Origin of the sequence: Roseicyclus persicicus, assembly GCF_012395815.1 — a bacterium.
Taxonomy (GTDB): domain Bacteria; phylum Pseudomonadota; class Alphaproteobacteria; order Rhodobacterales; family Rhodobacteraceae; genus Roseicyclus; species Roseicyclus persicicus.
The window spans coordinates 700,767-725,829 of the sequence record NZ_JAAZQQ010000001.1 but is presented as its reverse complement, the minus strand read 5'-3'; the positions used below and the strand labels follow the sequence as shown (position 1 = coordinate 725,829).

Below are 25,063 nucleotides of genomic sequence, written 5' to 3'. Positions count from 1 at the left end.
TCAGACAGGTTCGTCGCACATCCGCGAAAAACCGGCGCGAAGATTCCCCTTTCGCGTTGTATCCCCAGATTTATCCACAAAGCGTCAGAACGGCATTGGATGCGCCGCGTGAACCGTGTCGAGCTCGGCCAGCAGCTCGGCGGATAGCGTCACGTCGAGCCCGGCGAGGATGCGGCCGAGCTGGTCGGCCGTCGTCGCCCCGAAGATGGTGGAGACCGGGAAGGGCCGCTGCACGGTAAAGGCCAGCGCCATGTGCACCGGGTCGAGGCCGTGCCTGGCCGCAAGCTCGAGGTAGGCGGCGACGGCGGGGAACACCCGGTCGGTCTTGCGGCCGCCGAGGTTGCCGTTGATCGCCATGCGGCTACCTTCGGGCAGGGCGCCGCCCTGGTACTTGCCGGTCAGGAGCCCGGCGCCCAGCGGCGAATAGGCCAGCAGCGTCACCTGCTCGTTCACCGCCAGCTCCGCGAGGTCGGTGTCGTAGAGGCGGCAGAGGAGCGAATATTCGTTCTGGATCGACTGCACCCGCGGCAGCCCGTGGGCCTCGGCGATCTGGAGCCATTGCGCCGTGCCCCAGGCGCTTTCGTTCGAGAGCGCGAAATGGCGGATCTTGCCGGCCTGCACCGCCGTCTGCGCGGCCTCGAGCACCGCCAGCATGTTGGCGCGGGTCTTGGCGCGGTCCTGTTTCGAGGGGTCGAAGCCCCAGTTCTGGCGGAAATGGTAGCTGCCGCGGTTGGGCCAGTGCAGCTGGTAGATGTCGATCACGTCGGTCTGCAGGCGGGCGAGCGAGGCGTCCAGCGCCGCGGTGAAGGTCTCGGGCGTGATGTCCTGCCCGGGGCGGACGAAGCCCGCGTTCTTGCCGGTGATCTTGGTCGCCAGCACGTAGTCGCCGCGGCGGCCGGGGTTCCTGGCGTTCCAGTTGCCCAGGATCGTCTCGGTCAGGCCCACGGTCTCGGGCGTCACCGGGTTGACCGGGTACATCTCGGCGGTGTCGACGATGGTGATGCCGGCATCCAGCGCCATGTCCATCTGCCGGTGCGCGTCATCCTCGGGCGTCTGGTTGCCCCAGGTCATCGTGCCGAGGCAGTAGTCGGTGATCTCGAGGTCGGTCGAGCCGAGGGTGATGCTGCGCATGTCCTGTCCCTTTTCGTCGCGTCGCGGCGGCAAACTAGGGGCCGGGGCGGGATGTGCAACCCGGGATCGGGGCGGACTTGAGAACATTTCATGAACATCTATACTCCGGCCCATGGACCTCACGAAACTGACCCGCCAGTCGCACCGCCGGGACCGGCCCGGCCTGCCGCTTCTCGGCCGGTTCCGGCTGACCGGCGCGCGGGCGCACGAGCTGTGCGGCGGCGCGCGGCGGCGGCTGGCGCTGTGGCTGGCCGCCGAGGCGCAGGGGCCGGTGCTGTGGATCCGGCCCGCCTGGCACCCCGACCGGCTGCACATGGCCGGCGTCCGGGCCGAGATCGACCCGGGCCGGCTGATCTTCGTGGAGCCCGAGCGGGCGGAGGACCTGCTGTGGGCGATGGAGGAGGCGCTGCGGGCGGGCGTGGTGCCGCTGGTGGTCTGCGACCTGCCCGAGCCGCCGGGCCTGACGCCGGTGCGGCGGCTGCACCTGGCCGCCGAGGCCGGGGCGGAGGCGCAGGGCACGGCGCCGCTGGCCCTGCTGCTGACGCCGGGCGAGGGCGGCGCGGCGGGGGTGGAGAGCCGCTGGCGGCTGGAGCCCGCGCACGGGGCCGAGGCCGCGGGCTGGCGGCTGTCGCGGCTGCGGGCGCGCGACGGGGGCCCGGGCGACTGGGCGGTGGCGCGCGGCCCCGACGGGCGCCCGGCGCCTGCGGCCGCCGACATGGCCGAGCCCGCCTGAGCCCGCGCAAACGGACGCCGAAATGGCGCAAACGCGCGTGACAGTCCCCGCCCTGCCCCGCTAGGCAGGCAGGGTAACGCCCTGAAAAGACCCGATGCGCCTTCTCGTCTCCTTCGCCGCGCTGTTCCTCTCGGTGCTGCTCCTGCAGCTCTCGTCGGGCGGCGTGGGGCCGCTCGACGTGCTGTCGGGCACCGAACTCGGCTTCACCACGGGCCAGATCGGCCTGCTCGGGTCGGCGCATTTCTTCGGCTTCTTCATCGGCTGCTGGTGGGCGCCGCGGGTCATGGGCTCGGTCGGGCACAGCCGCGCCTTCGCGGCCTTCACGGCGGCGGGCGCCATCGGCCTGCTGGCGCACATGATGGTGGTCGACGCCTATGCCTGGGCGGTGATGCGCGCGGCCACGGGGTTCTGCGTGGCGGGTTGCTACACCGTCATCGAGGCCTGGCTGCAGGCCAAGACCGACAACGCCAACCGCGGCCGCACCATGGGCACCTACCGGATGGTGGACACCGGCGGCAGCCTGCTGGCGCAGCTGATGATCGGGGTGCTGGAGCCCGCATCCTACGTCTCCTACAACCTGCTGGGCATCTTGTGCTGCGCCGCGCTGCTGCCGCTGACGCTGACCCGCGCGCCCCAGCCCGAGACCGGCGCCGCGCCGCGCCTGCGCCCGGGCATCGCCTGGCGCCTGTCGCCGCTGGCCGTGGCGGGCGTGATCGTGTCGGGCGTCTCGGGCGCGTCCTTCCGCATGGTCGGCCCGCTCTACGGGGCGCAGGTGGGGCTGACGGCGGACCAGATCGGCCTGTTCCTCGCCGCCTTCGTGCTGGGCGGCGCGGTCGCGCAATGGCCGGCGGGCTGGGCCGCCGACCGGCACGACCGGCGCCACGTGCTGGTCTGGTTCTCGGTGGCCTCCATCGCGGCCTGCGGGGTGACGGTCGCGTCCTCGGGGCTTGGCGTCGTGGCGGTGTTCCTGGCCGCGCTCCTGTTCGGGGCGGCGAGCTTTCCGATCTACTCCATCGCCGCCGCCCATGCCCATGACTGGGCCGAGGACAGCGAGCGGGTGGAGCTGTCGGCGGCGCTGATGTTCTTCTACGCCATCGGGGCCATCGCGGCGCCGCTGACCACCTCGTGGCTGATCGCCGCCTACGGGCCGCCGGCTCTGTTCGCCTTCATCGCGGCGGCGCATGTGGGGCTGCTGCTGTTCGGGCTGGTGCGGATGCGCACACGCCCCTCGGCGGGCACCCGCAACCCCTATGTCTGGATCCCCCGCACCTCGTTCCTGGTCGGGCGCATCTTCCGCCGGTCGAAATGACCCGCGCCTGCCCTCTGGCCAGCGCCGGGCGGCGGCGCTAAACGGGGCACCGGACCAGAGCCCCGGAGGCCAAGATGGCGCGCATCCTCATCACCTCGGCGATCCCCTACATCAACGGGATCAAGCACCTGGGCAACCTGGTTGGCAGCCAGCTGCCGGCCGACCTCTACGCCCGCTACATGCGCGCCCGCGGCGCCGAGGTGCTGTTCCTCTGCGCCACCGACGAGCACGGCACGCCCGCGGAACTGGCCGCCGCCAAGGCCGGCAAGCCGGTGGCCGAGTATTGCGCCGAGATGCACGCGGTGCAGGCCGAGCTTGCCCGCGGCTTCCGCCTGTCCTTCGACCATTTCGGGCGGTCCTCCAGCCCGCAGAACCACCGCCTGACCCAGCATTTCGCGGGCCGGCTGGCCGAAGCCGGACTGATCCGCGAGGTGAGCGAGAAACAGGTCTATTCCCACGCCGACGGCCGCTTCCTGCCCGACCGCTACATCGAGGGCACCTGCCCCAACTGCGGCTACGAGAAGGCCCGCGGCGACCAGTGCGAGAACTGCACGAAACAGCTCGACCCGACCGACCTCATCAACCCGCGCTCGGCCATCTCGGGCTCGACCGACCTCGAGGTGCGCGAGACGAAGCACCTCTACCTGCGCCAGTCGGCCATGCGCGACCAGCTGTCCGCCTGGATCGACTCCAAGACCGACTGGCCGATCCTGACCACCTCGATCGCCCGGAAATGGCTCAACGACGGCGACGGGTTGCAGGACCGCGGCATCACCCGCGACCTCGACTGGGGCATCCCGGTCAGAAAGGGCGACGCGGACTGGCCGGGGATGGAGGGAAAGGTCTTCTACGTCTGGTTCGACGCGCCGATCGAATACATCGCCTGCGCTGCCGAATGGGTCGACGCGGGCAAGGGCAGCGACTGGGAACGCTGGTGGCGGACGGACAAGGGCGCGGAGGATGTGCGCTACGTCCAGTTCATGGGCAAGGACAACGTGCCCTTCCACACGCTCAGCTTCCCGGCGACAATCCTCGGCTCGGGCGAGCCATGGAAGCTCGTCGACTACATCAAGTCCTTCAACTACCTGAACTACGACGGCGGCCAGTTCTCCACCTCGCAGGGCCGCGGCGTGTTCATGGACCAGGCGCTGGAGATCCTGCCGGCGGACTACTGGCGCTGGTGGCTCCTGTCCCACGCCCCCGAGACCTCGGACACGGAATTCACCTGGGAGGCGTTCCAGCAGGACGTGAACAAGGACCTCGCCGACGTGCTGGGGAACTTCGTGAGCCGGATCACCAAGTTCTGCCGGTCGAAATTCGGCGAGACGGTGCCCGAAGGCGGCGCCTACGGGGACCAGGAACAGGCCCTGATCGCCGACCTGCAGGCGCGCCTCGACCGTTACGCCGCGCACATGGATGCCATCGACATCCGCAAGGCCGCGGCCGAGCTGCGCGCGATCTGGGTCGCGGGCAACGAGTACCTGCAGGCCGCCGGCCCCTGGACGGTGTTCAAGGAAGACCCCGCGCGCGCGGCGGCCATCACCCGCTTCGCGCTGAACCTGATCCCCTTCTACGCGGGGCTGTCCTCGCCCTTCATTCCCGACGCCGCAGCCACCATGGCGGGCGCGATGGGGGTGGACCCCGCCTGGCCCGACAGCGCCGTGGCCGCGCTCCACGCCCTGCCGCCGGGCCACGCCTTCACGGTGCCCGAGGTCATGTTCGCCAAGATCGCGGACGAGACCCGGGCGGAGTGGCAGGCGCGCTTTTCCGGCGTCCGGAGCTGACGGCGACCGCGCTGGGGGGCCAGCCCCCCGGCCTGCGGCCTCCCCCCGGAGTATTTGGACAGCAAAGATGGGCAGAGGCGCGCCCCCTCATCTTTGCTTTCTGAAATACTCCCGCCGGAGGCTCCCGCACCCTCCACCCACGCCAGGGCCGGGCATCGCGCGGTCCCGCCGAGGAGCGCAGCGACGAGGCGCCCGCTTCAGCCCCGCAGCACCGCGCCCGGGTTCAGGATGCCCCTAGGATCCAGCGCCGCCTTGATCGCCCGCATCGCGACCAGCTTGCCCGGGTCGCCGTAGCGCTCCAGGTCGTCGACCTTGAGCCGCCCCACCCCATGCTCGGCCGAGACCGACCCGCCCAGCTCCTGCACCAGGTCATGCACCGCGCGCTTGATGGCCGAGCGCTGGTTGTCGTGGTCGGCGCGGGATTTGCCCGGCATCGGGAACACGTTGTAGTGCAGGTTCCCGTCGCCCATGTGGCCGAAGCAGTTCAGCCGGAACTGCCCCTCCGCCCCGATCCGCGCCGGCGCCTCGGCGATGAAGCGCGGGATCGCCGCCACCGGCACCGAGATGTCGTGCGACGACACCGCCCCGATCCGCCGGTTCGCCGCCGGGATGTTCTCGCGCAGGGTCCAGAACTCGGCCCGCTGCGCTTCGGACTGGGCGATCACCCCGTCGCTGACCAGCCCCGCCTCGAAGGCCTCGGCGAACAGCGCCTCCAGCGCGCCCGAGGGGTCGCCCCCCGCCCCCATGCCGACGTCGACGAGGCACACCCAGTCGGGCCGCGGGTCGAAGGGCTGGCGCGTCTCGGGGCCGACCTCGTCGAGGAACAGGAAGCCCTCCTTGCCCATCAGCTCGAAGGCCGAGATCGCATCGCCGATCCGCGCCTTGGCCATGCGCAACAGCGCCAGCGCCGCCTCGGGGCTTTCGACCACCATCATCGCCGCCCCGGTCGCGGCGGGCTTGGGGAACAGCCTGAGCGACGCCGCCGTGATCACCCCCAGCGTCCCCTCGGACCCGATCAGCAGGTGGCGGATGTCGTAGCCGGTGTTGTCCTTGCGCAGCGGCGACAGCGTGTTCACCACGGTGCCGTCGGCCAGCACCGCCTCGACCCCCAGCACCAGGTCGCGCGCGTTGCCGTAGCGGATCACGTTGACCCCGCCGGCATTCGTCGCCAAGAGCCCGCCCAGCCGCGCAGACCCCTGCGAGGCGAGCGTCAGCGGAAAGATCCAGCCCTCGGCCTCGGCCACGGCGTGGATGTCGGCCAGCACCGCGCCCGCCTCGACCACCATGGTGCCGGCCTCGGCGTCGAAGCTGCGCACCGCGCGCATCCGCTCCAGCGACAGGATCACCGGCGGCGCCCCGTCCTCGGCCAGCTGCCCGCCGACGAGGCCCGTGCCGCCGCCATAGGGAATGACCCCCGTCCCGGTCTCGTTGCAGAGCCGCAGCACCGCCGCCACCTCGGCCACGCTGCCCGGCGCCACCACGGCCAGCGCCTTGCCCTGCCAGCGGCCGCGCGGCTCCTCGAGGTAGGCGGGGCCGGCCTCGCGCAGGGCGGCGGGCGGCAGAAGGGCGGCAAGGCGGGTCAGGATGTCGGTCATGGCGGGGAAACTGGGCCCTTCTGCTGGAATGGCAAGCGGCGGCGTCAGCCGATCTCGGTCCGACCGCGGCGGTCGTGGCGCAGGTGGGCATAGAGCACGTGGTTGCGCCAGCGCCCGTTGATCTGCAGGTAGCTCTGGGCGACGCCCTCGTACTTGAAGCCGGTCTTTTCCAGCACCCCGCGCGAGGCCGCGTTCTCGGGCAGGCAGGCGGCCTCGACCCGGCTCAGGTCCTGCACCCGGTAGGCATAGTGCACCACCGCCTCGATCGCCTCGCGCATGTAGCCGTTGCGGGCGTGCGGCGCGCCGATCCAGTAGCCCAGCGTCGCCGATTGCGCCGGGCCGCGGCGGATGTTGTCGAGCGTGATCGCCCCAAGCAGCGTCTCGTCGTCGCGGGCGAAGATGAACAGCGGCACCGCCGTGCCCTGCGTCACCGCCCGCTGCGCCCAGTAGACGCGGCCGGTAAAGCTCTTGCGGCTCAGGTGGTCGACGGCCCACGTCGGCTCCCATGGCGACAGGAACTCGCGCGACGCCTCGCGCAGCGCGGTCCAGGCGCGGAAATCGGCATGGCGCGGCAGGCGGAGCGACAGGCGCCCCGTGTCCAGCCGGAGGTGCCGTTTCCGCGACAGCATCAGGCGGCCAGACGCTCCGTCACGCGGCCAAGCTCGGGCGCGTCCGCGACGGGACCATAGAGCGCCATCGCCGCCCGCCCCGATTGGAGGAGCGCGCCCGCGTGGTCGCGCAGGCCCGCCAGCGTCACCGCGTCGATCCGCTCGACGGTTTCCTCCAGCGGCGGCACCCGGTTCCAGATCGCCACCAGCCGCGCCAGCCGCTCGGCCCGGGCCGAGGGGCTTTCGAGGCCCATCAGCAGGCCCGCCTTCATCTGCGCCCGCGCGCGGGCCAGTTCCGCCTCGGTCATGTCCTCGGTGGAGCGGCGGATCTCGTCGATGGTCAGGCCGACCAGCTCGGGCAGTTCCTCGCCGGAGGTGCCGGCGTAGATCGTCAGGAGGCCGGTGTCGTCGTAGCTGCCGACCTGCGAATAGATCGTGTAGCACAGGCCGCGCTTTTCCCGGATCTCCTGGAACAGGCGCGAGGACATGCCGCCGCCAAGCGCGGTCGCGTAGATCTGGGCGGTGTAGATGTCGTCGGACTTGTAGCCGGGCGCCTCGAGGGCCAGCGTGAAATGCGCCTGCTCCAGCGCCTTGACCTCGCGCCGCTCGCCGCCGGTGAAGGCGCCGGGCTCGGGCGTCACCGGCGCCGAGGCGGGCAGGTGCCCGAAGGCCTGCTCGGCCAGCCGCACGATCTGGTCGTGGTCCACCGCGCCCGCCGCCGACAGGATGAGCTGCCCCGGCCCGTAATGCTGCGCGACGAAGCGGTCGAAATCGGCGCGGCCAAAGGCGCGCACGCGCTCGGCCGGCCCCAGGATGGTGCGCCCCAGCGGCTGGCCGCGGTACGCCTCTTCCTGCAGCCAGTCGAAGATGATGTCGTCGGGCGTGTCGGCGGCCTGCCCGATCTCCTGCAGGATCACGCCGCGCTCCACCTCGATCTCGCGCGGGTCGAACACCGGGTTCAGCACGATGTCGGCCACGAGGTCCAGCGCCAGCGGCACGTCGTCCTTGAGCACGCGGGCGTAATAGGCCGTCACCTCGCGCGAGGTGTAGGCGTTGATGTAGCCGCCCACGTCCTCGATCTCCTCGGCGATCTGCTGGGCGCTGCGCCGTTTCGTGCCCTTGAAGGCCATGTGCTCGAGGAAATGGGCGATCCCGTTCTGGTCCGCCGCCTCGTGCCGCCCGCCCGCCGAGACCCACAGGCCCAGCGCCGCGGATTCGAGCCCCGGCATGTGCTCGGTGACGATGCGCAGGCCGTTCTTCAGGGTGTGCAGGTCGAGGGTCACGCGGCGAGCGCCTTTCGGATCAGGGTTTCCAGTTCGGTCAGATCGTTGCCCACCCGCGTCACCCGCTCGGGGCGCTGCATGAGGTCGGCCATGCGGGGCGGCAGGGGCGGCCGGATGCCGGTGGCCGCCTCGACCGCGTCGGGGAACTTCGCGGGGTGCGCGGTGGCCAGCGTGACCATCGGCGTCGCGCCGAGGAAGTCCTGGGCCACATGCACGCCCACGGCGGAATGGGGGCACAGGAGCTCGCCCATCTCGGCCCGGGCGCGGGCGATCATGGCGGCGGTCTCGGCCTCCGACGCCCGGCCGCTGGCGAAATCGCCGCGCAGCGCCTGCAGCGCCCCTTGCGAGATGTGGAACCCGCCGCCCGATTTCAACTCGTCCATCAGCTGCGCCACCGCCGCCCCGTCGCGGCCGTAGGCGTCGAACAGCGCGCGCTCGAAGTTGGAGCTGACCTGGATGTCCATCGAGGGCGAGATCGAGGGCGCCACCTCGCGCGTCTCGTAATCGCCCGAGGCCAGCGCCCGGTGCAGGATGTCGTTCTGGTTCGTCGCCACCACCAGCCGCTCGATCGGCAGGCCCATCCGCTTGGCGAGGTAGCCTGCGAAGATGTCGCCGAAATTGCCAGTGGGCACGCAGAAGCTGACGGCGCGGTGCGGCGCGCCCAGGGCGACGGCGGAGGTGAAATAATAGACCACCTGCGCCAGCACGCGGGCGAAATTGATCGAGTTGACGCCGGCCAGCCGCACCTCGTCGCGGAAGTCGAAGTCGTTGAACATGTCCTTCAGCCGCGCCTGCGCGTCGTCGAAGGTGCCGCTGATGGCCAGCGCATGGGCGTTGGCCTCGGTCACCGTCGTCATCTGCCGGCGCTGCACCTCGGACACGCGGCCATGCGGGAACAGGATGAACACGTTCACGTTGTCGAGGCCGCGAAAGGCCTCCATCGCCGCCGACCCGGTGTCGCCGCTCGTCGCGCCAACGATCGTCACCCGTTCGCCCCGGCGGGCCAGCGCCGCCTGGAACAGCTGGCCGATCAGCTGCATGGCGAAATCCTTGAACGCCAGCGTCGGCCCGTGGAACAGCTCCAGCAGGAAATGGTTGTCCTGCAGCTGCTTCAGCGGCGCGCGGGCGGCATGGCCGAAGCCCGCGTAGGCGCGCGCGATGATCCCGCGGAACTCGTCGTCGGCGAAGGCGTCGCCGAGGAAGGGCCGCATCACGCGGAACGCGGCCTCCTCGTAGCTGACGCCCGCCAGCGCGGCGATCTCGGCCTCGGTCATGCGCGGCAGCTCGGCGGGCACGTAAAGGCCCCCGTCGCGCGCAAGGCCCGTCAGCATGGTGTCTTCGAAGCTCAGCTCCGGGGCGCGCCCCCGGGTCGAGATGTAGCGCATCGGCGCGGCCGTCCTCACTCAGATCGCCGCCTGATACGCCAGAGCAGGAAGCCTGTCATCCCCAACCAGACCGCGGCGAGCGAAAACCAGGTGATGGCGTAGTTCAGGTGGTCGTTCGGGATGCCCTCGGTCCCCACCGGCAGGGGGGTCACGCCCGCCTCGGCCGGGTCCAGCGACCGCGCGATGACCAGCACCGGCCCGGTTTCCAGATGCGCGGCCAGCACGTCGACCTCGCGGGCGAACCAGATGTTGTCGTCGAGATCGTTCTCGGGCGTGAAGCCGTCGCGCTCCTCGGGCCAGTGCAGGTTGCCGGTGACGGTCACCACGCCCTCGGGCGCAAGCGGCACCGCGTCGGCCACCGGCACCACGCCCCGGTCGACCAGCAGGCGGCGGCCCTCGGCGGTCTCCAGGGGCGAGATGATCCGGTAGCCCGCCCCGATCCCGCGCTGGCTGACCAGCACGCGGACGAAACCCTCCCCGAAGACGCCCGTCACCGCCACGGGCAGGTAGCGGTCGGCCACCGGGTCGGGCGTGGCGGGCAGGTCGACGGGGTCGGCCGCGATGCGCGCCTCGATCTCGACCAGCACGCCCTGCTTCCACCCCAGCCGCTGCACCTGCCAGACCCCGAGCGACAGCAGGATCGCCGCCCCCCCGAGCCCCAGCACCAGCGCCCCGATCACCCGTCCCATGCCATCCTCTCCCAAGGAAAGGGCCCGCCCCGACGGCAGGCCCTTCATGTCCCGTTAAGGTTAACGCGCGCCCTGCCCCTTCATCTTTCCCCAAATACGCAAGGACAGACGCCGGCCGCGGGGCGCGCCGCCGGGCAGGCCCGCGACCGGGGTCACGGGCGCCCGGCGCGCAGGGTCAGTGCACGACCTGCGCCTGGCCCCAGATGTAGACCGCGAAGAAGAGGAACAGCCATACCACGTCGACGAAGTGCCAGTACCAGGCCGCGGCCTCGAACCCGATGTGCTTCTCGGCGGTGAAATGGCCCTTCAGCACCCGCAGCCAGCAGACGAACAGGAAGATCGTCCCGATGATGACGTGCAGGCCGTGGAAGCCGGTGGCCAGGAAGAAGGTCGAGAAGAACTTGTCCTGACCGAACACCCAGTCGTAGTGCGCGATCAGTTCCCAGTACTCGAAGGCCTGCAGCGCGGTGAAGGCCAGGCCCAGCACGACGCCGATGATCAGGCCGTTGGCCACGTCGCGGCGCGGGCCGCCATGGACCAGCGCGTGGTGCGCCCAGGTCACCGCGCAGCCCGACAGCAGCAGGATCAGCGTGTTGATCAGCGGCAGGTGGAACGGGTCCACCGCGTAGATCTCGGGCATCACGTACTGCGACGCCTCGTACTCGCTCATCGGGTAGAGCGCGTGCTTGAAGAAGGCCCAGAACCACGCCGCGAAGAACATGACCTCGGACATGATGAACATGATGAAGCCGTAGCGCAGGCCGATGCGCACGACCGGCGTGTGGTCGCCCGCGTTGCTTTCGGCCACCACGTCGGCCCACCAGCCGAACATGACGTAGAGCACCGCGACGAAGCCCATCGCGAACATCCACGGCGCGCCGCCGTGCATCCAGTTCACCGCGCCGAACAGCATGATGAAGGCGGCGCCCGCGGCCATCAGCGGCCAGATCGACGGGTTGATGATGTGGTAGTCGTGGTTCTTGGTATGGGCCATGGGTGTCGTCCTCGGTCCGGTTGTTCTCTAGTTGGCCACGGTCTCGGGCTCGGGCCCGAGCGCGGCGTAATCCTCGGGCATGTCCGTCACGTGGAAGGTGTAGGACAGGGTGATGGCGGGCGTGCCCCGCGCCTCGGCGTCGTCGAGGATGGCGGGATCGACGAAGAAGCTGACCGGCATCTCGACCCGCTCGCCGGGCTGCAGCACCTGCAGCTCGAAGCAGAAGCAGGCGATCTTCACGAAATAGGCCCCGGTCTCGTAGGGCGCGACGTTGAAGCTCGCGGTACCGGCGACGGGCTGGTCGGTCGGGTTGTAGGCCTCGTAGAACGCAAGCCCCGTCTCGCCGATACGGATGTCCATGTGCGGCTGCATCGCCCGGAATTCCCAGGGCATGTCGCGTGCCAGCGAGGCGTCGAAGCGGACGCGGATGGTCTGGTCCAGAACCGTCTCGCTACCCTGCTCGGCCACCTGCGTGGTGCCGCCGAAGCCGGTCACGCGGCAGAACCAGTCGTAGAAGGGCACCGAGGCCCAGGCGAGCCCGCCCATCAGGACGATCACGCCGAGCAGCCGGGTCACGACCTTCTGGTTCTGGGTCATCGGCCGGTCTCCACGGGCGGGGTGATCGACACGCGCGGCGCGTGGTCGTAGGCCTCCATCGAGGCGCCCTGCCGGATCTTGGCGACCGTCAGGCCGAAGACGATGGCCGCGAAGGCCACGAGGCTGAGCGCGACGCCCACGTTGCGCCCAAGCCGGCGCTTGTGCAGGTCATGGGTTTCGGTGATCGGCATCAGGCGATCCCCCAGCTGCGCAGGCCGGCGTCGACCAGGAGCGCGCCGAAATGCAGGAACAGGTAATAGAGCGAGAAGCGGAACACGCGCTTTTCGGTGGCGTAGCCGTCGGCCTCGGCCGCGGCCTCGTCGCGGCGCCAGATGTCCCAGGCGCCCTTGAGGAACACCGCGTTCAGCACCAGCGCGGCCGCCAGGTAGACGGGGCCCGCGACGGAGGTGAAGCCCAGGCCCAGCGCCACCGGCACCAGCAGCACGGTGTAGATCAGGATCTGCCGCCGGGTCTCGGCCCGGCCATGGGTCACGGTCAGCATGGGCACGCGGGCCTCGTGGTAGTCCGACTTCATGAACAGCGCGAGCGCCCAGAAATGCGGCGGCGTCCACATGAAGATCAGGCCGAACATCAGCAGCGCCTCGAGGCTGACCGAGCCCGTCGCCGCCACCCAGCCCACCATCGGGGGGAAGGCGCCGGCCGCGCCGCCGATCACGATGTTCTGCGGCGTCGCGCGCTTGAGCCACATCGTGTAGACGACCGCGTAGAAGAAGATGGTGAAGGCCAGGAGGCCCGCGGCCATCCAGTTCGTCGCCAGCCCCAGCATCGCCACCGAGATCGCCGACAGCCACAGCCCCAGCGACAGCGCCTCGCCCGCCTCGACCCGGCCCGCGGGCACGGGGCGGCGCGCGGTGCGGCGCATCACGCGGTCGATGTCGGCGTCGTACCACATGTTCAGCGCACCCGAGGCGCCGGCGCCCAGCGCGATGAACAGGATCGCGGTGAAGCCGATCATCGGGTCGACCGGAACCGGCGCGACCAGCAGGCCGACCAGCGCTGTGAACACCACGAGCGACATCACGCGCGGCTTGAGCAGCTGCACGTAGTCGCCGAAGCGGGCCTCGCCCTCGGCGGCCTTGGCGGTCGTGTTGGTGGTCAGGTCGGTCATCGTGCTCGCTTTGGTCCGTAGACCGGGCCTCGGCCCGGAAGGTTCACCGGGCCAGGGCCCGGTCTGCGGGCCGGACCCAAGGCCCGGCCCCTTCGGTCACTCGGCCGAGGCCAGTTCGATCACGCCGGGGGCGCGCATGTTGCCGATCGAGGCGAATTCCTGCGCCTCGCCGGCGAGCCAGGCGTCGTATTCCTCCTGCGTCACGGCGAAGACGGTGATCGGCATGTAGGCGTGGTTCACGCCGCAGAGCTCGGAGCACTGGCCGAAGTAGACGCCTTCCTGGCCCACCTCGACCTCGAACCACAGCTCGGCCAGGCGGCCGGGGACGCCGTCCTGCTTCACGCCGAAGGCCGGCACGGTCCAGGAATGGATCACGTCGGCGGCGGTGACCTGCACCACGACGGTGGCGCCGGTCGGCACGACCATGGCGGTATCGGTGGCCAGCAGGTGCTCGTCGGGGCCGTAGCCGTACTCGGCCAGCTCGTCCTCCTGCAGCATGAAGCTGTCATAGGCGATGCCGTGCTCGGGGTACTCGTAGCCCCAGTACCACTGGTAGCCGGTCGCCTTCACGACGACGTCGGCCTCGGGGATGGTCTGCTGCTTGAACAGCACCGGCAGCGAGAAGGCGCCGATCACCACCAGGATCACCAGCGGCACGACGGTCCAGGTGACCTCGATCTTGGTGTTGTGGGTGAAGGTCGCGGGCTTGGGGTTGGCGCGGGCGTTGTGCCGCACCATCGACCAGATCAGCAGCGCGGTCACGAACAGCACGATCACGGTCATGATGACCAGCAGGAAGCTGTCGAGCGCGCGGATGTCGCGCGCGACCTCGGTCACGCCAGGCTGAAAGCCGATCGCACCGGGCGTGGGGGCGCCGATGATCTCGAGGCCCTCGCGCAGGCTCGCCGTCTGGGCCGCGGCCGCGCCGGCCACGAGGGTTGCACCAATACCGGCCCAGAGGCCGCTCAGCGTCTTGCGAAACGTCATTCCCGTCTGTCCTGTCATTCGCGGCGCGCCGCCCGTGGCTCCCTCGCACGGCCCACCGTTGCGTTCAACGTCGGGCGGACCATATAGCTGGGGGCGAGCCGACGCATTTGGTCGAAATGTCTCACCCCGCGCAAAGTTGACCTGGATCATTTTGCGCCGCAGCGAAGCATCCCCCGGAGCCGCCATGTCAGATCCCACCCCGTTCCGCCCCTTCGACACGCTTCTGGACGAGGGCGCGGCGCTGGCGATCCTGCGCGCGGCGACCGACGGGGCCGAGGACGGCGAGCTGTTCCTGGAACGCCGCCGGTCAGAGGTGCTGGTGTTCGACGACGGCCGGGTCAAGACGGCCAGCTACGACGCCGCCGAAGGCTTCGGCCTGCGCGCGGTGAAGGGCGAGGTCGCGGGCTACGCCCATTCCACCGAGATCTCCGAGGCGGCGCTGCGCCGGGCCGCCGAGACCGCGCGGCTGGCCGTGGGCGACGGCGGCGGCACGATGGCCGAGGCGCCGATGGGCACCAACCGCCGCCTCTACACCGACGCCGACCCGATGTCGGGCGCCGAGTTCGCGGTCAAGCTGCAGACGCTGGCCGAGATCGACGCCTTCGCCCGCGCCCTCGACCCCCGCGTGGTGCAGGTGTCGGCCTCGCTCGCCGCGAGCCACCAGGAGGTCGAGATCCTGCGCCCCGAGGGCACGCGCGTGCGCGACGTGCGCCCCATGGTGCGGCTGAACGTGTCGGTCATCGTCGAGGAGAACGGCCGCCGCGAATCCGGCTCGGCGGGCGGCGGCGGGCGGATCGGGCTGACCGGGCTGCTGACCCGCGGCCACTGGGAGGGCGTGGCGCGCGAGGCGCTGCGAATCGCGGTGGTGAACCTGTCGGCGGAACCCGCGCCCGCGGGCGTGATGGACGTGGCGCTGGGGCCGGGCTGGCCGGGCATCCTGCTGCACGAGGCGGTGGGCCACGGGCTCGAGGGCGACTTCAACCGCAAGAAGCAGTCGGCCTTCGCCGGGCTGATGGGCCAGCGGGTGGCCGCGCCGGGGGTGACGGTGCTGGACGACGGGACGATCCCCGACCGGCGCGGGTCGATCAGCGTGGACGACGAGGGCACGCCCTCGGGCAGGAACGTGCTGATCGAGGACGGCATCCTGGTGGGCTACATGCAGGACCGGCAGTCGGCCCGCCTGATGGGCGTCGCGCCCACGGGCAACGGGCGGCGCGAGAGCTACGCCCATGCGCCGATGGCGCGGATGACCAACACCTACATGCTGGGCGGCGACACGGACCCCGCCGACATCGTGGCCGAGGTGAAAGACGGCATCTACGCCGTGGGCTTCGGCGGCGGGCAGGTCGACATCACCAACGGCAAGTTCGTGTTCAGCTGCACCGAGGCCTACCGGGTCAGGAACGGAAAGGTGGGCGCCCCGGTGAAGGGCGCGACGCTGATCGGCGACGGGGCGACGGCGCTGCAGCAGATCCGGGCGATCGGCAACGACATGGCGCTCGACCCCGGCATGGGGAACTGCGGCAAGGCGGGGCAGTGGGTGCCGGTGGGCGTGGGCCAGCCGACGCTGCTGATCGGCGGGCTGACGGTGGGCGGCTCGGCGGCCTGAGGGCACCAGCCTTTTGCAAAAGGCTGGCCCGTTTCTTGCAAGAAACGGACCAGAGCCTTGCAAGGCTCTGGCCCACGCCCTTGCAAGGGCGTGGGGAGAGTTTTGCAAAACTCTCCCGCCCCCGGTCGGCGCCGGTAACCTCGCGTTAACCGGCACGGGCCTAGCCTGCCGGGCATGAGCCCCGAGACCGAGTTCGGATTCGCCGAATCCGCCCCCGCCAGCCTCCCGCCCCCCGCCGCCGACGCGGCCGAGCGCCTTGCACGGCTGCGCCTGATCCGGTCGCGCCGTGTCGGCCCCGCCACCTACCTGCGGCTGATGGGCGAACACGGCGACGCAGGTGCCGCGCTCGCGGCGCTGCCCGAGGTCGCCCGCGCCGCCGGCGTGGAGGGCTACAGCCCCTGCCCCGAGCCCGTCGCGCTGGCCGAGCTGCGCGCGGCGACCCGCGCCGGCGCCCGCATGATCTGCCTCGGGGATCCCGACTACCCCGCGCCGCTGGCCGGCATCGCCGACGCGCCCCCGGTGCTCTGGGCCCGGGGGCGGGCGTCGCTCATGGCCCGGCCGATGCTGGCGCTGGTCGGCACCCGCAACGCCTCGGCGCTGGGGTCGCGGATGGCGCGCCACCTGGCCGCCGACCTCGGCGCGGCGGGCTTCGTCGTCGTCTCGGGGCTGGCCCGCGGCATCGACGCGCTCGCGCACCGAGCGGCGCTCGAGACCGGCACCGTCGCCGTGATGGCGGGCGGCCTCGACGTGATCTACCCGCCCGAGAACGCCGACCTCGCCCGCGCCATCGCCGAGCGCGGCCTGTGCCTGTCGGAAATGCCCTTCGGCCTCGACCCGCAGGCGCGCCACTTCCCGCGCCGCAACCGCATCGTGGCCGGCCTGTCGCGCGCCGTGATCGTGATCGAGGCGGCGACGCGCTCGGGCTCGCTCATCACGGCGCGGATGGCGCTCGACCAGGGCCGCGAGGTGATGGCGGTGCCCGGCCATCCGCTCGACAGCCGGGCGGGGGGCGGCAACCTCCTGATCCGCGACGGCGCGCTGCTGGTGCGCGGCGCCGAGGACGTGATCGAGGCGCTCGGCACGCCCGGGGGCGCCCCCGCCCCGGCCCGCGCCGCGCCCAGGGCCGAGGCGCCGGTCGCACCGGCGCCCCCTGCCCCGCCCCCGCCCGGCGGCGACGAGGCCGCGATCCTCGACCTGCTCGGCGCAGGCCCCGTGGCCGAGGACCAGCTGATCCGCGACCTCGGCCGCCCGGCCCGCGCGGTGGCCCAGGCGCTGGCCGTGCTGGAGATGGCGGGCCGGATCGCCCGCGGCGGGGGCGGCCTCGTCACGCGGCTCTGACCCGCGCCCGGGCCCGCGGCGGCCGGGCAGGGCCGTGCCCCTCCACCCGCCCGGTGCCGGGCCGGTCCCCGAGGCCGGCGGGTCCACGCCCCAGCCGCGTCGTCCGGGGCGTGGGTCGGGGCCCCGCCGTGCCCGCATCGGCCGGCAGGATCGTCCGGGGAACGGCGGGCCCGGCGGCACGGCTCCAACCCGTCCCGGCCCCGGCCCGCGCGGCCCCCCGAAAAAACCCTCATTGAAAATTAGGCGCTTCCGCCCCCGCCCTGCCGCATTGACAAGCCGGGCCGAGACCCCACATGGTCCGCCGCCACGAGGCCCCCCCGGCCCGAGAGGAAGCGTACCCATGCCCGTCGTCGTCGTCGAATCGCCCGCCAAGGCCAAGACCATCAACAAGTATCTCGGCAGCGATTACACGGTCCTCGCCTCCTACGGCCATGTCCGCGACCTGCCCTCGAAGGACGGCTCGGTCGACCCCGAACAGGGCTTCGAGATGCAGTGGGAGGTCGCCCCCGAGAGCAAGAAGCACGTCAAGGCCATCGCCGACGCGCTCAAGGACGACCCCACCCTGATCCTCGCCACCGACCCCGACCGCGAGGGGGAGGCGATCAGCTGGCACCTCCAGGAGGCGCTGACCAGCCGCAAGGCGATCAAGGCCGGCACCCAGGTCAGCCGCGTGGTGTTCAACGCGATCACCAAATCCGCCGTGACCGAGGCGATGAAGGCGCCGCGGCAGGTCGACATGGAGCTGGTCGAGGCCTACCTCGCCCGCCGCGCGCTCGACTACCTCGTGGGCTTCAGCCTGAGCCCGGTGCTCTGGCGCAAGCTGCCCGGCGCGAAATCCGCGGGCCGGGTGCAGTCGGTCGCGCTGCGCATCATCGTCGACCGCGAGATGGAGATCGAGGCGTTCCGGCCCCGCGAATACTGGTCGGTGCGCGCCATGCTCGACACCCCCCGCGGCCAGAGCTTCGAGGCGCGGCTGACGCACCTCCGCGGCAAGAAGCTCGACCGCTACGACCTCAAGACCGCGGCCGAGGCGTCGCTTGCGGTGCAGGCCGTGTCCTCCCGCGCGCTGTCGGTCACCGACGTGGAGGCCAAGCCCACGGCGCGCAACCCCGCGCCGCCCTTCATGACCTCGACGCTGCAGCAGGAGGCGAGCCGCAAGTTCGGCATGGGCGCCCGCCAGACCATGAGCGCGGCCCAGCGGCTCTACGAGGCGGGGCACATCACCTACATGCGGACCGACGGCATCGACATGGCGCCCGAGGCCGTCCACGCCGCCCGCGACGCCATCGCCGCGCGCTACGGCAAGGACTACGTGCCGTCGAGCCCGCGCATGTACAAGAACAAGGCCAAGAACGCGCAGGAAGCGCACGAGTGCATCCGGCCCACGGACATGTCCAAGGGCCCCGGCGACCTGCGCCTGTCCGAGGACGACCAGCGCAAGCTCTACGAGCTGATCTGGAAGCGCACCATCGCCAGCCAGATGGAGGCCGCGCGCCTTGAGCGCACCACCGTCACCGTCGCCGCCGCCGACGGGCAGGTGGAGCTGCGTGCGACGGGCCAGGTGGTGCTGTTCGACGGGTTCCTCAAGGTCTACGAGGAAGGCCGCGACGACGCCGAGGACGAGGACGACCGCCGCCTGCCGCAGATCGCCAAGGGCGACGCGGTGAAGCCCAGCGCCCGCGCCTACGCCGCGGAATGGGGCAAGATCACCGGCCAGCCGCCCGCGTCGGGCGCCATGGCCGAGCACGAGGCCGCGCTGATGTCGGGCGACGGCGCGGTGATCGGGCAGCAGCATTTCACCCAGGCCCCGCCGCGCTACACCGAGGCGACGCTGGTCAAGCGGATGGAGGAGCTGGGCATCGGGCGGCCCTCGACCTACGCCTCGATCCTCGACACGATCCAGGCCCGCGGCTACGTCCGCAAGGACAAGAACCGGCTGATCCCCGAGGACATCGGGCGGCTGGTGACGGCCTTCCTCGTCAACTATTTCCGCACCTACGTGGAGTACGACTTCACCGCCGACCTCGAGAACCAGCTCGACGAGGTCAGCGCCGGCGATCGCGCCTACAAGGACGTGCTGCAGGCCTTCTGGCGCGACTTCTCGGCGGCGCTGGCCGAGACCGAGGAGCTGCGCATCACCGAGGTGCTGGACAAGATCAACGAGGTGCTGGAGCCGCACCTGTTCCCGGCCCGCGCCGACGGCGGCGATCCGCGCGCCTGCCCGGTCTGCGGCAACGGCCGGCTGTCGATGCGCACCGCGCGCTCGGGCGGGGCCTTCATCGGCTGCTCGAACTACCCCGAGTGCCGCTACACCCGCCCCTTCGGCCCGCCGAACCCCGATGCCGAGGACGGCACCGGCATCGGCCCCGACGGCAAGATGCTGGGCGTCGACCCCGACACCTCGCAGCCGGTGACGCTGCGCGACGGGCGCTTCGGGCCCTATGTGCAGCTGGGCGACGCGACCGAGGACAACCCCAAGCCCAAGCGCGCCTCGCTGCCCAAGGGCTGGGCCGCTGACGCGATGGACATCGAGAAGGCGCTGAAGCTCCTGTCGCTGCCCCGCCTCGTCGGGGCGCACCCCGAGGACGGCGCGCCGGTCGAGGCCGCGATCGGGCGCTTCGGGCCCTACGTCAGCTACAAGGCCAAGGAGGCGGCCAAGCCGCTCTACGCCAACCTGCCCGAGGTCGACGAGGTCTGGACCATCGGCATGAACCGGGCGGTGGAACTGCTGGCGGCCAAGGCCGCGGGCGGGCGCGGGCGCGGGGCCGCCGCGGCGCCGCTGAAGGAGCTGGGCGAGCACCCGGACGGCGGGCCGGTGCAGGTGATGCCGGGCCGCTACGGGCCCTACGTGAAGTGGGACAAGGTCAACGCGACGCTGCCCAAGGACGTGGCGCCCGAGGCGGTGACGCTGGAGCAGGCGCTGGAGCTGATCGCCGAGAAGGCGGCCAAGGGCGGCAAGGGCAAGGCCAAGAAGCCGGCGGCCAAGGCGAAGGCCAAGGCGCCCGCCAAGGCCAAGGGGAAATCGGCCAAGGGCTGAGGCGGGGCGTCGTCCTGCAGGACAACGCAGGCGGAAAGCTGCAGCTTTCCGTATGGGAAAACTGCGGTTTTCCGCCGCGCGAAACTGCAGTTTCGCGCCGCCCTGCCCCGGATTCCCCCTTGATCGGCGGCGCCACAGCGCTGACATGGCGGACATGGATCCGCGCACGCCCCTCGACTTCCTCCTGACCCGCCGCTCCGTGCCTGTGCGGATGCTGGGCGACCCCGTGCCCGACGACGCCACGCTGCGCACGCTCCTGACCGCCGCCGCGCGGGTGCCCGACCACGGCAAGCTCGTCCCCTTCCGCTTCGAGGTGCTGCGCAAGCCCGCCATCGCGCGGCTCGCCCGCCTGACCCGCGAGATCGGCACCGCGCAGGGCCGCGACCCCGACAAGCTGGAAAAACAGGCCGGCGCCTTCGACGACGCGCCCCTGACCGTCGCAGTGATCTGCCGGCCCAACACCGTCAGCACCGTGCCGCTGGTCGAACAGGAACAATCCGCCGCGCTGGCCTGCCTCAGCCTCGTCAATGCCGCCGAGGCCGCGGGCTATGGCGGCCACTGGCTGACCAGCTGGATGGCGCGCGACGCGGCGTTCCTGCAGGCCGCCTTCGCGATCGCGGCCCCCGAGGTCGTCGCGGGCTTCGTCCATCTCGGCACGCCGAGGCACCAGCCCGCCGACCGGCCCCGCCCCGACATCGACGCCCTCACCCGCTGGATCGAGACATGATCTTTTCCGCCTTCCTCAAGGCCATCGGCCAACTGTCCGACCGCCGCTTTCTGGGGGTCCTCGCGCTCGGCGTCGGGCTGACGCTGCTGCTCCTCGTCGGCTTCTACCTCGCCTTCGTCACGGTCGTGGGCTGGTTCGTGCCCGACGCCTTCACCCTGCCCTGGATCGGCGAGATCACCTGGGCCGACACCGCGCTCAGCTGGGCGGCGGTGCCGCTGTTCCTGCTGCTGTCGGTGGTCCTGATGGTGCCCGTGGCCTCGGCCTTCATGGGCATCTTCCTCGAACAGGTCGCCGACGCGGTCGAGGACGTGCACTACCCCGGCCTGCCCCCCGCCCGCAGCGTGGGCGTGCTGGAAGGCATCGCCGACGCCGCTCGGTTCCTGGGCCTGGTGGTGGCGGTGAACCTGGTGGCGCTGATCGCCTACCTGATCTTCGCCCCCGTCGCGCCGATCCTGTTCTGGGTGGTGAACGGCATCCTTCTGGGCCGGGAATACGGCCAGCTGGTCGCGCTCCGCCGCAGCGACCCGGCGGGCGCGCGGGCGTTCCGAAAGGCCAATTCAGGAACCCTGTTCGTGGCCGGCGTGCTGATGGCGGTGCCGCTGACGATCCCGGTGGTGAACCTGCTGGTGCCGATCCTGGGCGCGGCGACCTTCACCCACCTCTACCACATGCTCAGCCGGGCTGGCCGAGGCCGAAGCGGGTAAACAGGTCTATGTCGGCGATGGTGATGGCGCCCGACAGGATCACGCCCGCGATCGCCGCCCAGATCACCGCGGCCACGCCCGAGGTGACGAGGAAGCGCCGCTTGAGCTGCGGGTTCACCGGGGCCGAGCCGTGGGTGCCCGTGACCCGCTCGCCCGCGTCGGACTGGCTGGTCACGCCCACCTGCAGCACGACGAACAGCGTCATGAACCAGATGATCGCGTAGAGAACGAGGCCGGTGACGACGCCCATCACACCTGCTCCAGCTCGACGAGGGTGCCGGTGAAATCCTTGGGGTGCAGGAACAGCACGGGCTTGCCATGGGCGCCGATCTTGGGCTCGCCGTCGCCCAGCACGCGGGCGCCGGCGGCGCGCAGCTGGTCGCGGGCGGCCAGGATGTCCTCGACCTCGTAGCAGATGTGGTGGATGCCGCCCGAGGGGTTCTTGTCGAGGAAGCCCTTGATGGGGGAGTTCTCGCCGAGCGGGTACAGCAGCTCGACCTTGGTGTTCGGCAGCTCGATGAAGATCACCGTCACGCCATGGGCGGGCTCGTCCTGCGGCGCGCCGACCTTGGCGCCCAGCGTGTCGCGGTACTGCGCGGCGGCGGCCTCCAGATCGGGGACGGCGATGGCCACGTGGTTCAGGCGTCCGATCATGGGCTTGGCTCCTTTCGCGTCTGCGGGTCGGGGCGAGATATGGCCCGCCCCCGCCGCCCTGCCAAGGGATGAAGCGCCGCAGGCGGGCCGTTAACCCGGCGGCAACCTGAACGGGGCCTTAATCGGGGGGCGGGCGACTCGGGCCCGGCTTGCATCGGGGGATGGCGGCATGGACGACACGATCACGGAGATGGACCTGCGCCCGCGGCCCACGGCCGACCGGCCGCTGCTCGGGCTGACGGTGCTGGTGGTGGAGGACAGCCGCTTCGCCTCCGAGGCGATGCGGCTTCTGTGCCTGCGGTCGGGCGCCCGGATCCGGCGGGCCGACTGCATCCAGTCGGCCGAACGGCACCTGAACGTCTACCGCCCGTCGGTCGCCATCGTCGACCTCGGCCTGCCCGACGGCTCGGGGCTCGACCTGATCGCGCGCATGCACGCGATGCGCCCGCGGGTGCCGATCCTGCTGGGCACCTCGGGGGCGGAACGCGAGGCCGCCGAGCAGGAGGCGCGGGCCGCCGGCGCCGACGGCTTCCTGCCCAAGCCGGTCGAGTCGCTGGCCGTGTTCCAGGACGCGATCCTGCGCCGCCTGCCCGCCGACCTGCGCCCCAAGGCGCCCCGCCCCGCCGACACCGGCCCGGTGGAACCCGACGTGATCGCGCTGCGCGAGGATCTCGCCCACGCGATGGACCTGCTGGCGCTCGACGAGCCGCCGGCCGGATACCTCCGGCGGTTCCTGCTGGGCGTGGCGCGCGGGGCGCACGACGCCGGGCTTGAGGACGAGGCCGGGCGCATCGGCAGCGGGATCGAGAGCGGCGAGCGGCGGGCGCTCCGGGCCTCCCTCTCGCGGCGGATCCAGGCGCTGCCGCTGGCGATGTGAGACGGGATGCGAAAGGATACGATATTCCGACATGGAAAACGGGGCGCTTGGCCCCGTTCCCTTTCAGTTCCGCGATGCCCTGTGGATAAGCTGTGGATCAATCCCGCGGGATGACCCGCAGGCCCAGCTCCATCAGCTGGTCGCTCGTCGGCTCGGACGGGGCGCCCATCATCAGGTCCTCGGCGCGCTGGTTCATCGGGAACAGGATGACCTCGCGGATGTTCGCGGTGTCGGCGAGGATCATCACGATCCGGTCGATCCCGGCCGCGCAGCCGCCATGGGGCGGGGCGCCGTACTGGAAGGCGTTGACCATGCCGCCGAAGCGCTTGCGCACCTCGTCCGCGCCGTAGCCCGCCAGCTCGAAGGCCTTGAACATGATCTCGGGCTTGTGGTTGCGGATTGCGCCCGAGACGATCTCGTAGCCGTTGCAGGCGAGGTCGTACTGGTAGCCCTTGACCGCCAGCGGGTCGCCCTGCAGCGCGTCGAGGCCGCCCTGCGGCATCGAGAAGGGGTTGTGCGAGAAGTCGATCTTGCCGGTCTCGGGGTCCTTCTCGTACATCGGGAAATCGACGATCCAGGCGAAGGCGAAGCGGCTTTCGTCCACCAGCCCCAGCTCCTGCCCGATCGTGACCCGCGCGCGGCCCGCGACGCCCTCGAACTCGGCCGGCTTGCCGGCGAGGAAGAAGGCGGCATCGCCCGCCTTGAGGTGCAGCTGCCGGCGGATCGCCTCGGTCCGCTCCTCGCCGATGTTCTTGGCGAGCGGCCCCGCGGCCTCGAGCCCGTTTTCCCCGTCGCGCCAGAAGATGTAGCCCATCCCCGGCAGGCCCTGCTGCTGCGCCCAGGCGTTCATCCGGTCGCAGAACTTGCGCGAGCCGCCGCCCGGCGCGGGGATCGCGCGGACCTCGGTGCCGTCCTGCTCCAAGATCTTGGCGAAGATCGCGAAGCCGGAGCCCGCGAAATGCTCGGACACGACCTGCATCTTGATCGGGTTGCGCAGGTCCGGCTTGTCGGTGCCGTACCACAGCGCCGCGTCGGCGTAGGAGATGCGCGGCCAGACCTGATCGACCGTGCGGGTGCCGCCGAACTCGGCGAAGAGGCCCTTCAGCACCGGCTCCAGCGTGTGGAACACGTCCTCCTGCTCGACGAAGCTCATCTCGAGGTCGAGCTGGTAGAAATCGGTCGGCGAGCGGTCGGCGCGCGGGTCCTCGTCGCGGAAGCAGGGCGCGATCTGGAAATAGCGGTCGAAGCCCGACACCATCAGCAGCTGCTTGAACTGCTGCGGCGCCTGGGGCAGCGCGTAGAACTTGCCGGGATGCAGCCGCGAGGGCACGAGGAAGTCGCGCGCGCCCTCGGGCGAGGAGGCGGTGATGATCGGCGTCTGGTATTCGCGGAAGCCAATGTCCCACATGCGGCGGCGGATCGAGGCGACCACATCCGAGCGCAGTACCATGTTGCGCTGCATCGGCGCGCGGCGCAGGTCGAGGTAGCGGTACTTGAGGCGGGTTTCCTCGGGGTAGTCCTGGTCGCCGAAGACCTGCAGCGGCAGGTCGCCGTTGACGCCGCCCAGCACCTCCATGTCGCGGATGAAGACCTCGATCTCGCCGGTCGGGATCTTGGCGTTCACCAGCTGCGGGTCGCGCGCCTTCACCACGCCGTCGATGCGGATGCAGTATTCGGCGCGCAGCTTCTCGACCTGGGAGAACACCGGGCTGTCGGGGTCGCAGAGCACCTGCGTGATGCCGTAATGGTCGCGCAGGTCGATGAAGATGACCCCGCCATGGTCGCGCCGGCGGTGCACCCAGCCCGACAGGCGGACGGTCTCGCCGACATTCGCGGCGGTCAGGGCGGCGCAGGTGTGGCTGCGGTAGGCGTGCATCTGGCGGGTTCCTTTGC

At 71.2% G+C, this 25,063-nt stretch carries 23 protein-coding genes; 9 read left to right on the top strand and 14 right to left on the bottom strand.

Annotation, left to right across the window (positions count from 1 at the left end):
- Nucleotides 1-84: 84 nt before the first annotated feature.
- Nucleotides 85-1,131, bottom strand: a complete 1,047-nt coding sequence (locus HCU73_RS03750; RefSeq protein WP_168622045.1) for an aldo/keto reductase — start codon at nt 1,129-1,131, stop codon at nt 85-87.
- A gap of 112 nt (nt 1,132-1,243) precedes the next feature.
- Here HCU73_RS03750 and HCU73_RS03745 point away from each other — a divergent pair, with 112 nt between their 5' ends.
- The 3 genes from HCU73_RS03745 to metG all read left to right on the top strand — a co-directional run bounded on the left by HCU73_RS03745 (nt 1,244) and on the right by metG (nt 4,957).
- A complete protein-coding gene (locus tag HCU73_RS03745) occupies nt 1,244-1,864 on the top strand; it encodes an ImuA family protein (protein WP_168622044.1) in 621 nt (206 codons plus the stop codon).
- A gap of 94 nt (nt 1,865-1,958) precedes the next feature.
- Nucleotides 1,959-3,173 carry an MFS transporter gene (locus HCU73_RS03740; protein WP_168622043.1) on the top strand — a complete coding sequence of 405 codons (1,215 nt, stop codon included), beginning with the start codon at nt 1,959-1,961 and terminating at the stop codon, nt 3,171-3,173.
- A gap of 74 nt (nt 3,174-3,247) precedes the next feature.
- Entirely contained in the window at nt 3,248-4,957 is a 1,710-nt protein-coding gene (metG, locus tag HCU73_RS03735) for a methionine--tRNA ligase (protein WP_168622042.1), read from the top strand.
- Nucleotides 4,958-5,154: 197 nt separating this feature from the next.
- On the opposite strand, the gene HCU73_RS03730 is transcribed toward metG, so the two are convergent.
- From HCU73_RS03730 to coxB, 10 genes are all read right to left on the bottom strand, one after another.
- Nucleotides 5,155-6,552 (bottom strand): FAD-binding oxidoreductase, encoded by a 1,398-nt coding sequence (locus HCU73_RS03730; RefSeq protein WP_168622041.1) that lies wholly within the window; start codon nt 6,550-6,552, stop codon nt 5,155-5,157.
- Nucleotides 6,553-6,596: 44 nt separating this feature from the next.
- Nucleotides 6,597-7,181: a GNAT family N-acetyltransferase gene (locus tag HCU73_RS03725; protein ID WP_168622040.1), complete on the bottom strand. Its 585-nt coding sequence runs from the start codon at nt 7,179-7,181 to the stop codon at nt 6,597-6,599.
- Nucleotides 7,181-8,443, bottom strand: coding sequence for an insulinase family protein (locus tag HCU73_RS03720; RefSeq protein WP_168622039.1), 1,263 nt, complete (start codon nt 8,441-8,443; stop codon nt 7,181-7,183). Before HCU73_RS03720 ends, HCU73_RS03725 begins: the two co-directional genes overlap by 1 nt.
- Nucleotides 8,440-9,828 carry a threonine synthase gene (gene thrC, locus HCU73_RS03715; RefSeq protein ID WP_168622038.1) on the bottom strand — a complete coding sequence of 463 codons (1,389 nt, stop codon included), beginning with the start codon at nt 9,826-9,828 and terminating at the stop codon, nt 8,440-8,442. Before thrC ends, HCU73_RS03720 begins: the two co-directional genes overlap by 4 nt.
- A gap of 14 nt (nt 9,829-9,842) precedes the next feature.
- On the bottom strand, nt 9,843-10,517 hold the full coding sequence (locus HCU73_RS03710) for an SURF1 family protein (RefSeq protein ID WP_168622037.1): 675 nt from the start codon (nt 10,515-10,517) through the stop codon (nt 9,843-9,845).
- A gap of 175 nt (nt 10,518-10,692) precedes the next feature.
- On the bottom strand, nt 10,693-11,511 hold the full coding sequence (locus tag HCU73_RS03705; RefSeq protein ID WP_168622036.1) for a cytochrome c oxidase subunit 3: 819 nt from the start codon (nt 11,509-11,511) through the stop codon (nt 10,693-10,695).
- 27 nt (nt 11,512-11,538) lie between these two features.
- A complete protein-coding gene (locus tag HCU73_RS03700; protein ID WP_168622035.1) occupies nt 11,539-12,108 on the bottom strand; it encodes a cytochrome c oxidase assembly protein in 570 nt (189 codons plus the stop codon).
- Nucleotides 12,105-12,299, bottom strand: a complete 195-nt coding sequence (locus tag HCU73_RS03695; protein ID WP_168622034.1) for a hypothetical protein — start codon at nt 12,297-12,299, stop codon at nt 12,105-12,107. Before HCU73_RS03695 ends, HCU73_RS03700 begins: the two co-directional genes overlap by 4 nt.
- Nucleotides 12,299-13,237: a heme o synthase gene (cyoE, locus tag HCU73_RS03690; RefSeq protein WP_168622033.1), complete on the bottom strand. Its 939-nt coding sequence runs from the start codon at nt 13,235-13,237 to the stop codon at nt 12,299-12,301. Before cyoE ends, HCU73_RS03695 begins: the two co-directional genes overlap by 1 nt.
- A gap of 96 nt (nt 13,238-13,333) precedes the next feature.
- Nucleotides 13,334-14,224, bottom strand: coding sequence for a cytochrome c oxidase subunit II (coxB, locus tag HCU73_RS03685; protein WP_168622032.1), 891 nt, complete (start codon nt 14,222-14,224; stop codon nt 13,334-13,336).
- 184 nt (nt 14,225-14,408) lie between these two features.
- Here coxB and tldD point away from each other — a divergent pair, with 184 nt between their 5' ends.
- The 5 genes from tldD to HCU73_RS03660 all read left to right on the top strand — a co-directional run bounded on the left by tldD (nt 14,409) and on the right by HCU73_RS03660 (nt 21,639).
- Nucleotides 14,409-15,833, top strand: a complete 1,425-nt coding sequence (gene tldD, locus HCU73_RS03680) for a metalloprotease TldD (protein ID WP_168622031.1) — start codon at nt 14,409-14,411, stop codon at nt 15,831-15,833.
- A 174-nt stretch (nt 15,834-16,007) separates the two neighbouring features.
- A complete protein-coding gene (gene dprA / locus HCU73_RS03675; RefSeq protein WP_168622030.1) occupies nt 16,008-17,171 on the top strand; it encodes a DNA-processing protein DprA in 1,164 nt (387 codons plus the stop codon).
- 340 nt (nt 17,172-17,511) lie between these two features.
- Entirely contained in the window at nt 17,512-20,208 is a 2,697-nt protein-coding gene (gene topA, locus HCU73_RS03670) for a type I DNA topoisomerase (RefSeq protein WP_168622029.1), read from the top strand.
- A 145-nt stretch (nt 20,209-20,353) separates the two neighbouring features.
- The gene (locus tag HCU73_RS03665; protein ID WP_168622028.1) at nt 20,354-20,935 is read left to right on the top strand and encodes a nitroreductase family protein; all 582 of its coding nucleotides are present in this window, start codon (nt 20,354-20,356) and stop codon (nt 20,933-20,935) included.
- Nucleotides 20,932-21,639: an EI24 domain-containing protein gene (locus tag HCU73_RS03660; RefSeq protein WP_168622027.1), complete on the top strand. Its 708-nt coding sequence runs from the start codon at nt 20,932-20,934 to the stop codon at nt 21,637-21,639. Before HCU73_RS03665 ends, HCU73_RS03660 begins: the two co-directional genes overlap by 4 nt.
- Here the strand turns inward: HCU73_RS03660 and HCU73_RS03655 are convergent.
- Nucleotides 21,608-21,889 carry a DUF1467 family protein gene (locus tag HCU73_RS03655; protein WP_168622026.1) on the bottom strand — a complete coding sequence of 94 codons (282 nt, stop codon included), beginning with the start codon at nt 21,887-21,889 and terminating at the stop codon, nt 21,608-21,610. The two genes, HCU73_RS03660 and HCU73_RS03655, sit on opposite strands and share 32 nt — an antisense overlap.
- Nucleotides 21,889-22,293: a methylmalonyl-CoA epimerase gene (gene mce, locus HCU73_RS03650; RefSeq protein ID WP_168622025.1), complete on the bottom strand. Its 405-nt coding sequence runs from the start codon at nt 22,291-22,293 to the stop codon at nt 21,889-21,891. The genes HCU73_RS03655 and mce overlap by 1 nt, the downstream gene beginning before the upstream one ends.
- A gap of 169 nt (nt 22,294-22,462) precedes the next feature.
- On the opposite strand from mce, the gene HCU73_RS03645 reads away from it, so the two are divergent.
- The gene (locus tag HCU73_RS03645; RefSeq protein ID WP_168622024.1) at nt 22,463-23,170 is read left to right on the top strand and encodes a response regulator; all 708 of its coding nucleotides are present in this window, start codon (nt 22,463-22,465) and stop codon (nt 23,168-23,170) included.
- Between the two features lie 97 nt (nt 23,171-23,267).
- Here HCU73_RS03645 and aspS read toward each other — a convergent pair whose 3' ends face one another.
- A complete protein-coding gene (gene aspS, locus HCU73_RS03640; protein ID WP_168622023.1) occupies nt 23,268-25,046 on the bottom strand; it encodes an aspartate--tRNA ligase in 1,779 nt (592 codons plus the stop codon).
- Nucleotides 25,047-25,063: the final 17 nt, after the last annotated feature.

Coding starts and splice junctions, on each gene's coding strand:
- HCU73_RS03750 (WP_168622045.1), bottom strand. CDS start 1,131: ATGCGCAGCATCACCCTCGGCTCGACCGACCTCGAGATCACCGACTAC.
- HCU73_RS03745 (WP_168622044.1), top strand. CDS start 1,244: ATGGACCTCACGAAACTGACCCGCCAGTCGCACCGCCGGGACCGGCCC.
- HCU73_RS03740 (WP_168622043.1), top strand. CDS start 1,959: ATGCGCCTTCTCGTCTCCTTCGCCGCGCTGTTCCTCTCGGTGCTGCTC.
- metG (WP_168622042.1), top strand. CDS start 3,248: ATGGCGCGCATCCTCATCACCTCGGCGATCCCCTACATCAACGGGATC.
- HCU73_RS03730 (WP_168622041.1), bottom strand. CDS start 6,552: ATGACCGACATCCTGACCCGCCTTGCCGCCCTTCTGCCGCCCGCCGCC.
- HCU73_RS03725 (WP_168622040.1), bottom strand. CDS start 7,181: ATGCTGTCGCGGAAACGGCACCTCCGGCTGGACACGGGGCGCCTGTCG.
- thrC (WP_168622038.1), bottom strand. CDS start 9,828: ATGCGCTACATCTCGACCCGGGGGCGCGCCCCGGAGCTGAGCTTCGAA.
- HCU73_RS03710 (WP_168622037.1), bottom strand. CDS start 10,517: ATGGGACGGGTGATCGGGGCGCTGGTGCTGGGGCTCGGGGGGGCGGCG.
- HCU73_RS03705 (WP_168622036.1), bottom strand. CDS start 11,511: ATGGCCCATACCAAGAACCACGACTACCACATCATCAACCCGTCGATC.
- HCU73_RS03700 (WP_168622035.1), bottom strand. CDS start 12,108: ATGACCCAGAACCAGAAGGTCGTGACCCGGCTGCTCGGCGTGATCGTC.
- HCU73_RS03695 (WP_168622034.1), bottom strand. CDS start 12,299: ATGCCGATCACCGAAACCCATGACCTGCACAAGCGCCGGCTTGGGCGC.
- cyoE (WP_168622033.1), bottom strand. CDS start 13,237: ATGACCGACCTGACCACCAACACGACCGCCAAGGCCGCCGAGGGCGAG.
- coxB (WP_168622032.1), bottom strand. CDS start 14,224: ATGACGTTTCGCAAGACGCTGAGCGGCCTCTGGGCCGGTATTGGTGCA.
- tldD (WP_168622031.1), top strand. CDS start 14,409: ATGTCAGATCCCACCCCGTTCCGCCCCTTCGACACGCTTCTGGACGAG.
- dprA (WP_168622030.1), top strand. CDS start 16,008: ATGAGCCCCGAGACCGAGTTCGGATTCGCCGAATCCGCCCCCGCCAGC.
- topA (WP_168622029.1), top strand. CDS start 17,512: ATGCCCGTCGTCGTCGTCGAATCGCCCGCCAAGGCCAAGACCATCAAC.
- HCU73_RS03665 (WP_168622028.1), top strand. CDS start 20,354: ATGGCGGACATGGATCCGCGCACGCCCCTCGACTTCCTCCTGACCCGC.
- HCU73_RS03660 (WP_168622027.1), top strand. CDS start 20,932: ATGATCTTTTCCGCCTTCCTCAAGGCCATCGGCCAACTGTCCGACCGC.
- HCU73_RS03655 (WP_168622026.1), bottom strand. CDS start 21,889: ATGGGCGTCGTCACCGGCCTCGTTCTCTACGCGATCATCTGGTTCATG.
- mce (WP_168622025.1), bottom strand. CDS start 22,293: ATGATCGGACGCCTGAACCACGTGGCCATCGCCGTCCCCGATCTGGAG.
- HCU73_RS03645 (WP_168622024.1), top strand. CDS start 22,463: ATGGACGACACGATCACGGAGATGGACCTGCGCCCGCGGCCCACGGCC.
- aspS (WP_168622023.1), bottom strand. CDS start 25,046: ATGCACGCCTACCGCAGCCACACCTGCGCCGCCCTGACCGCCGCGAAT.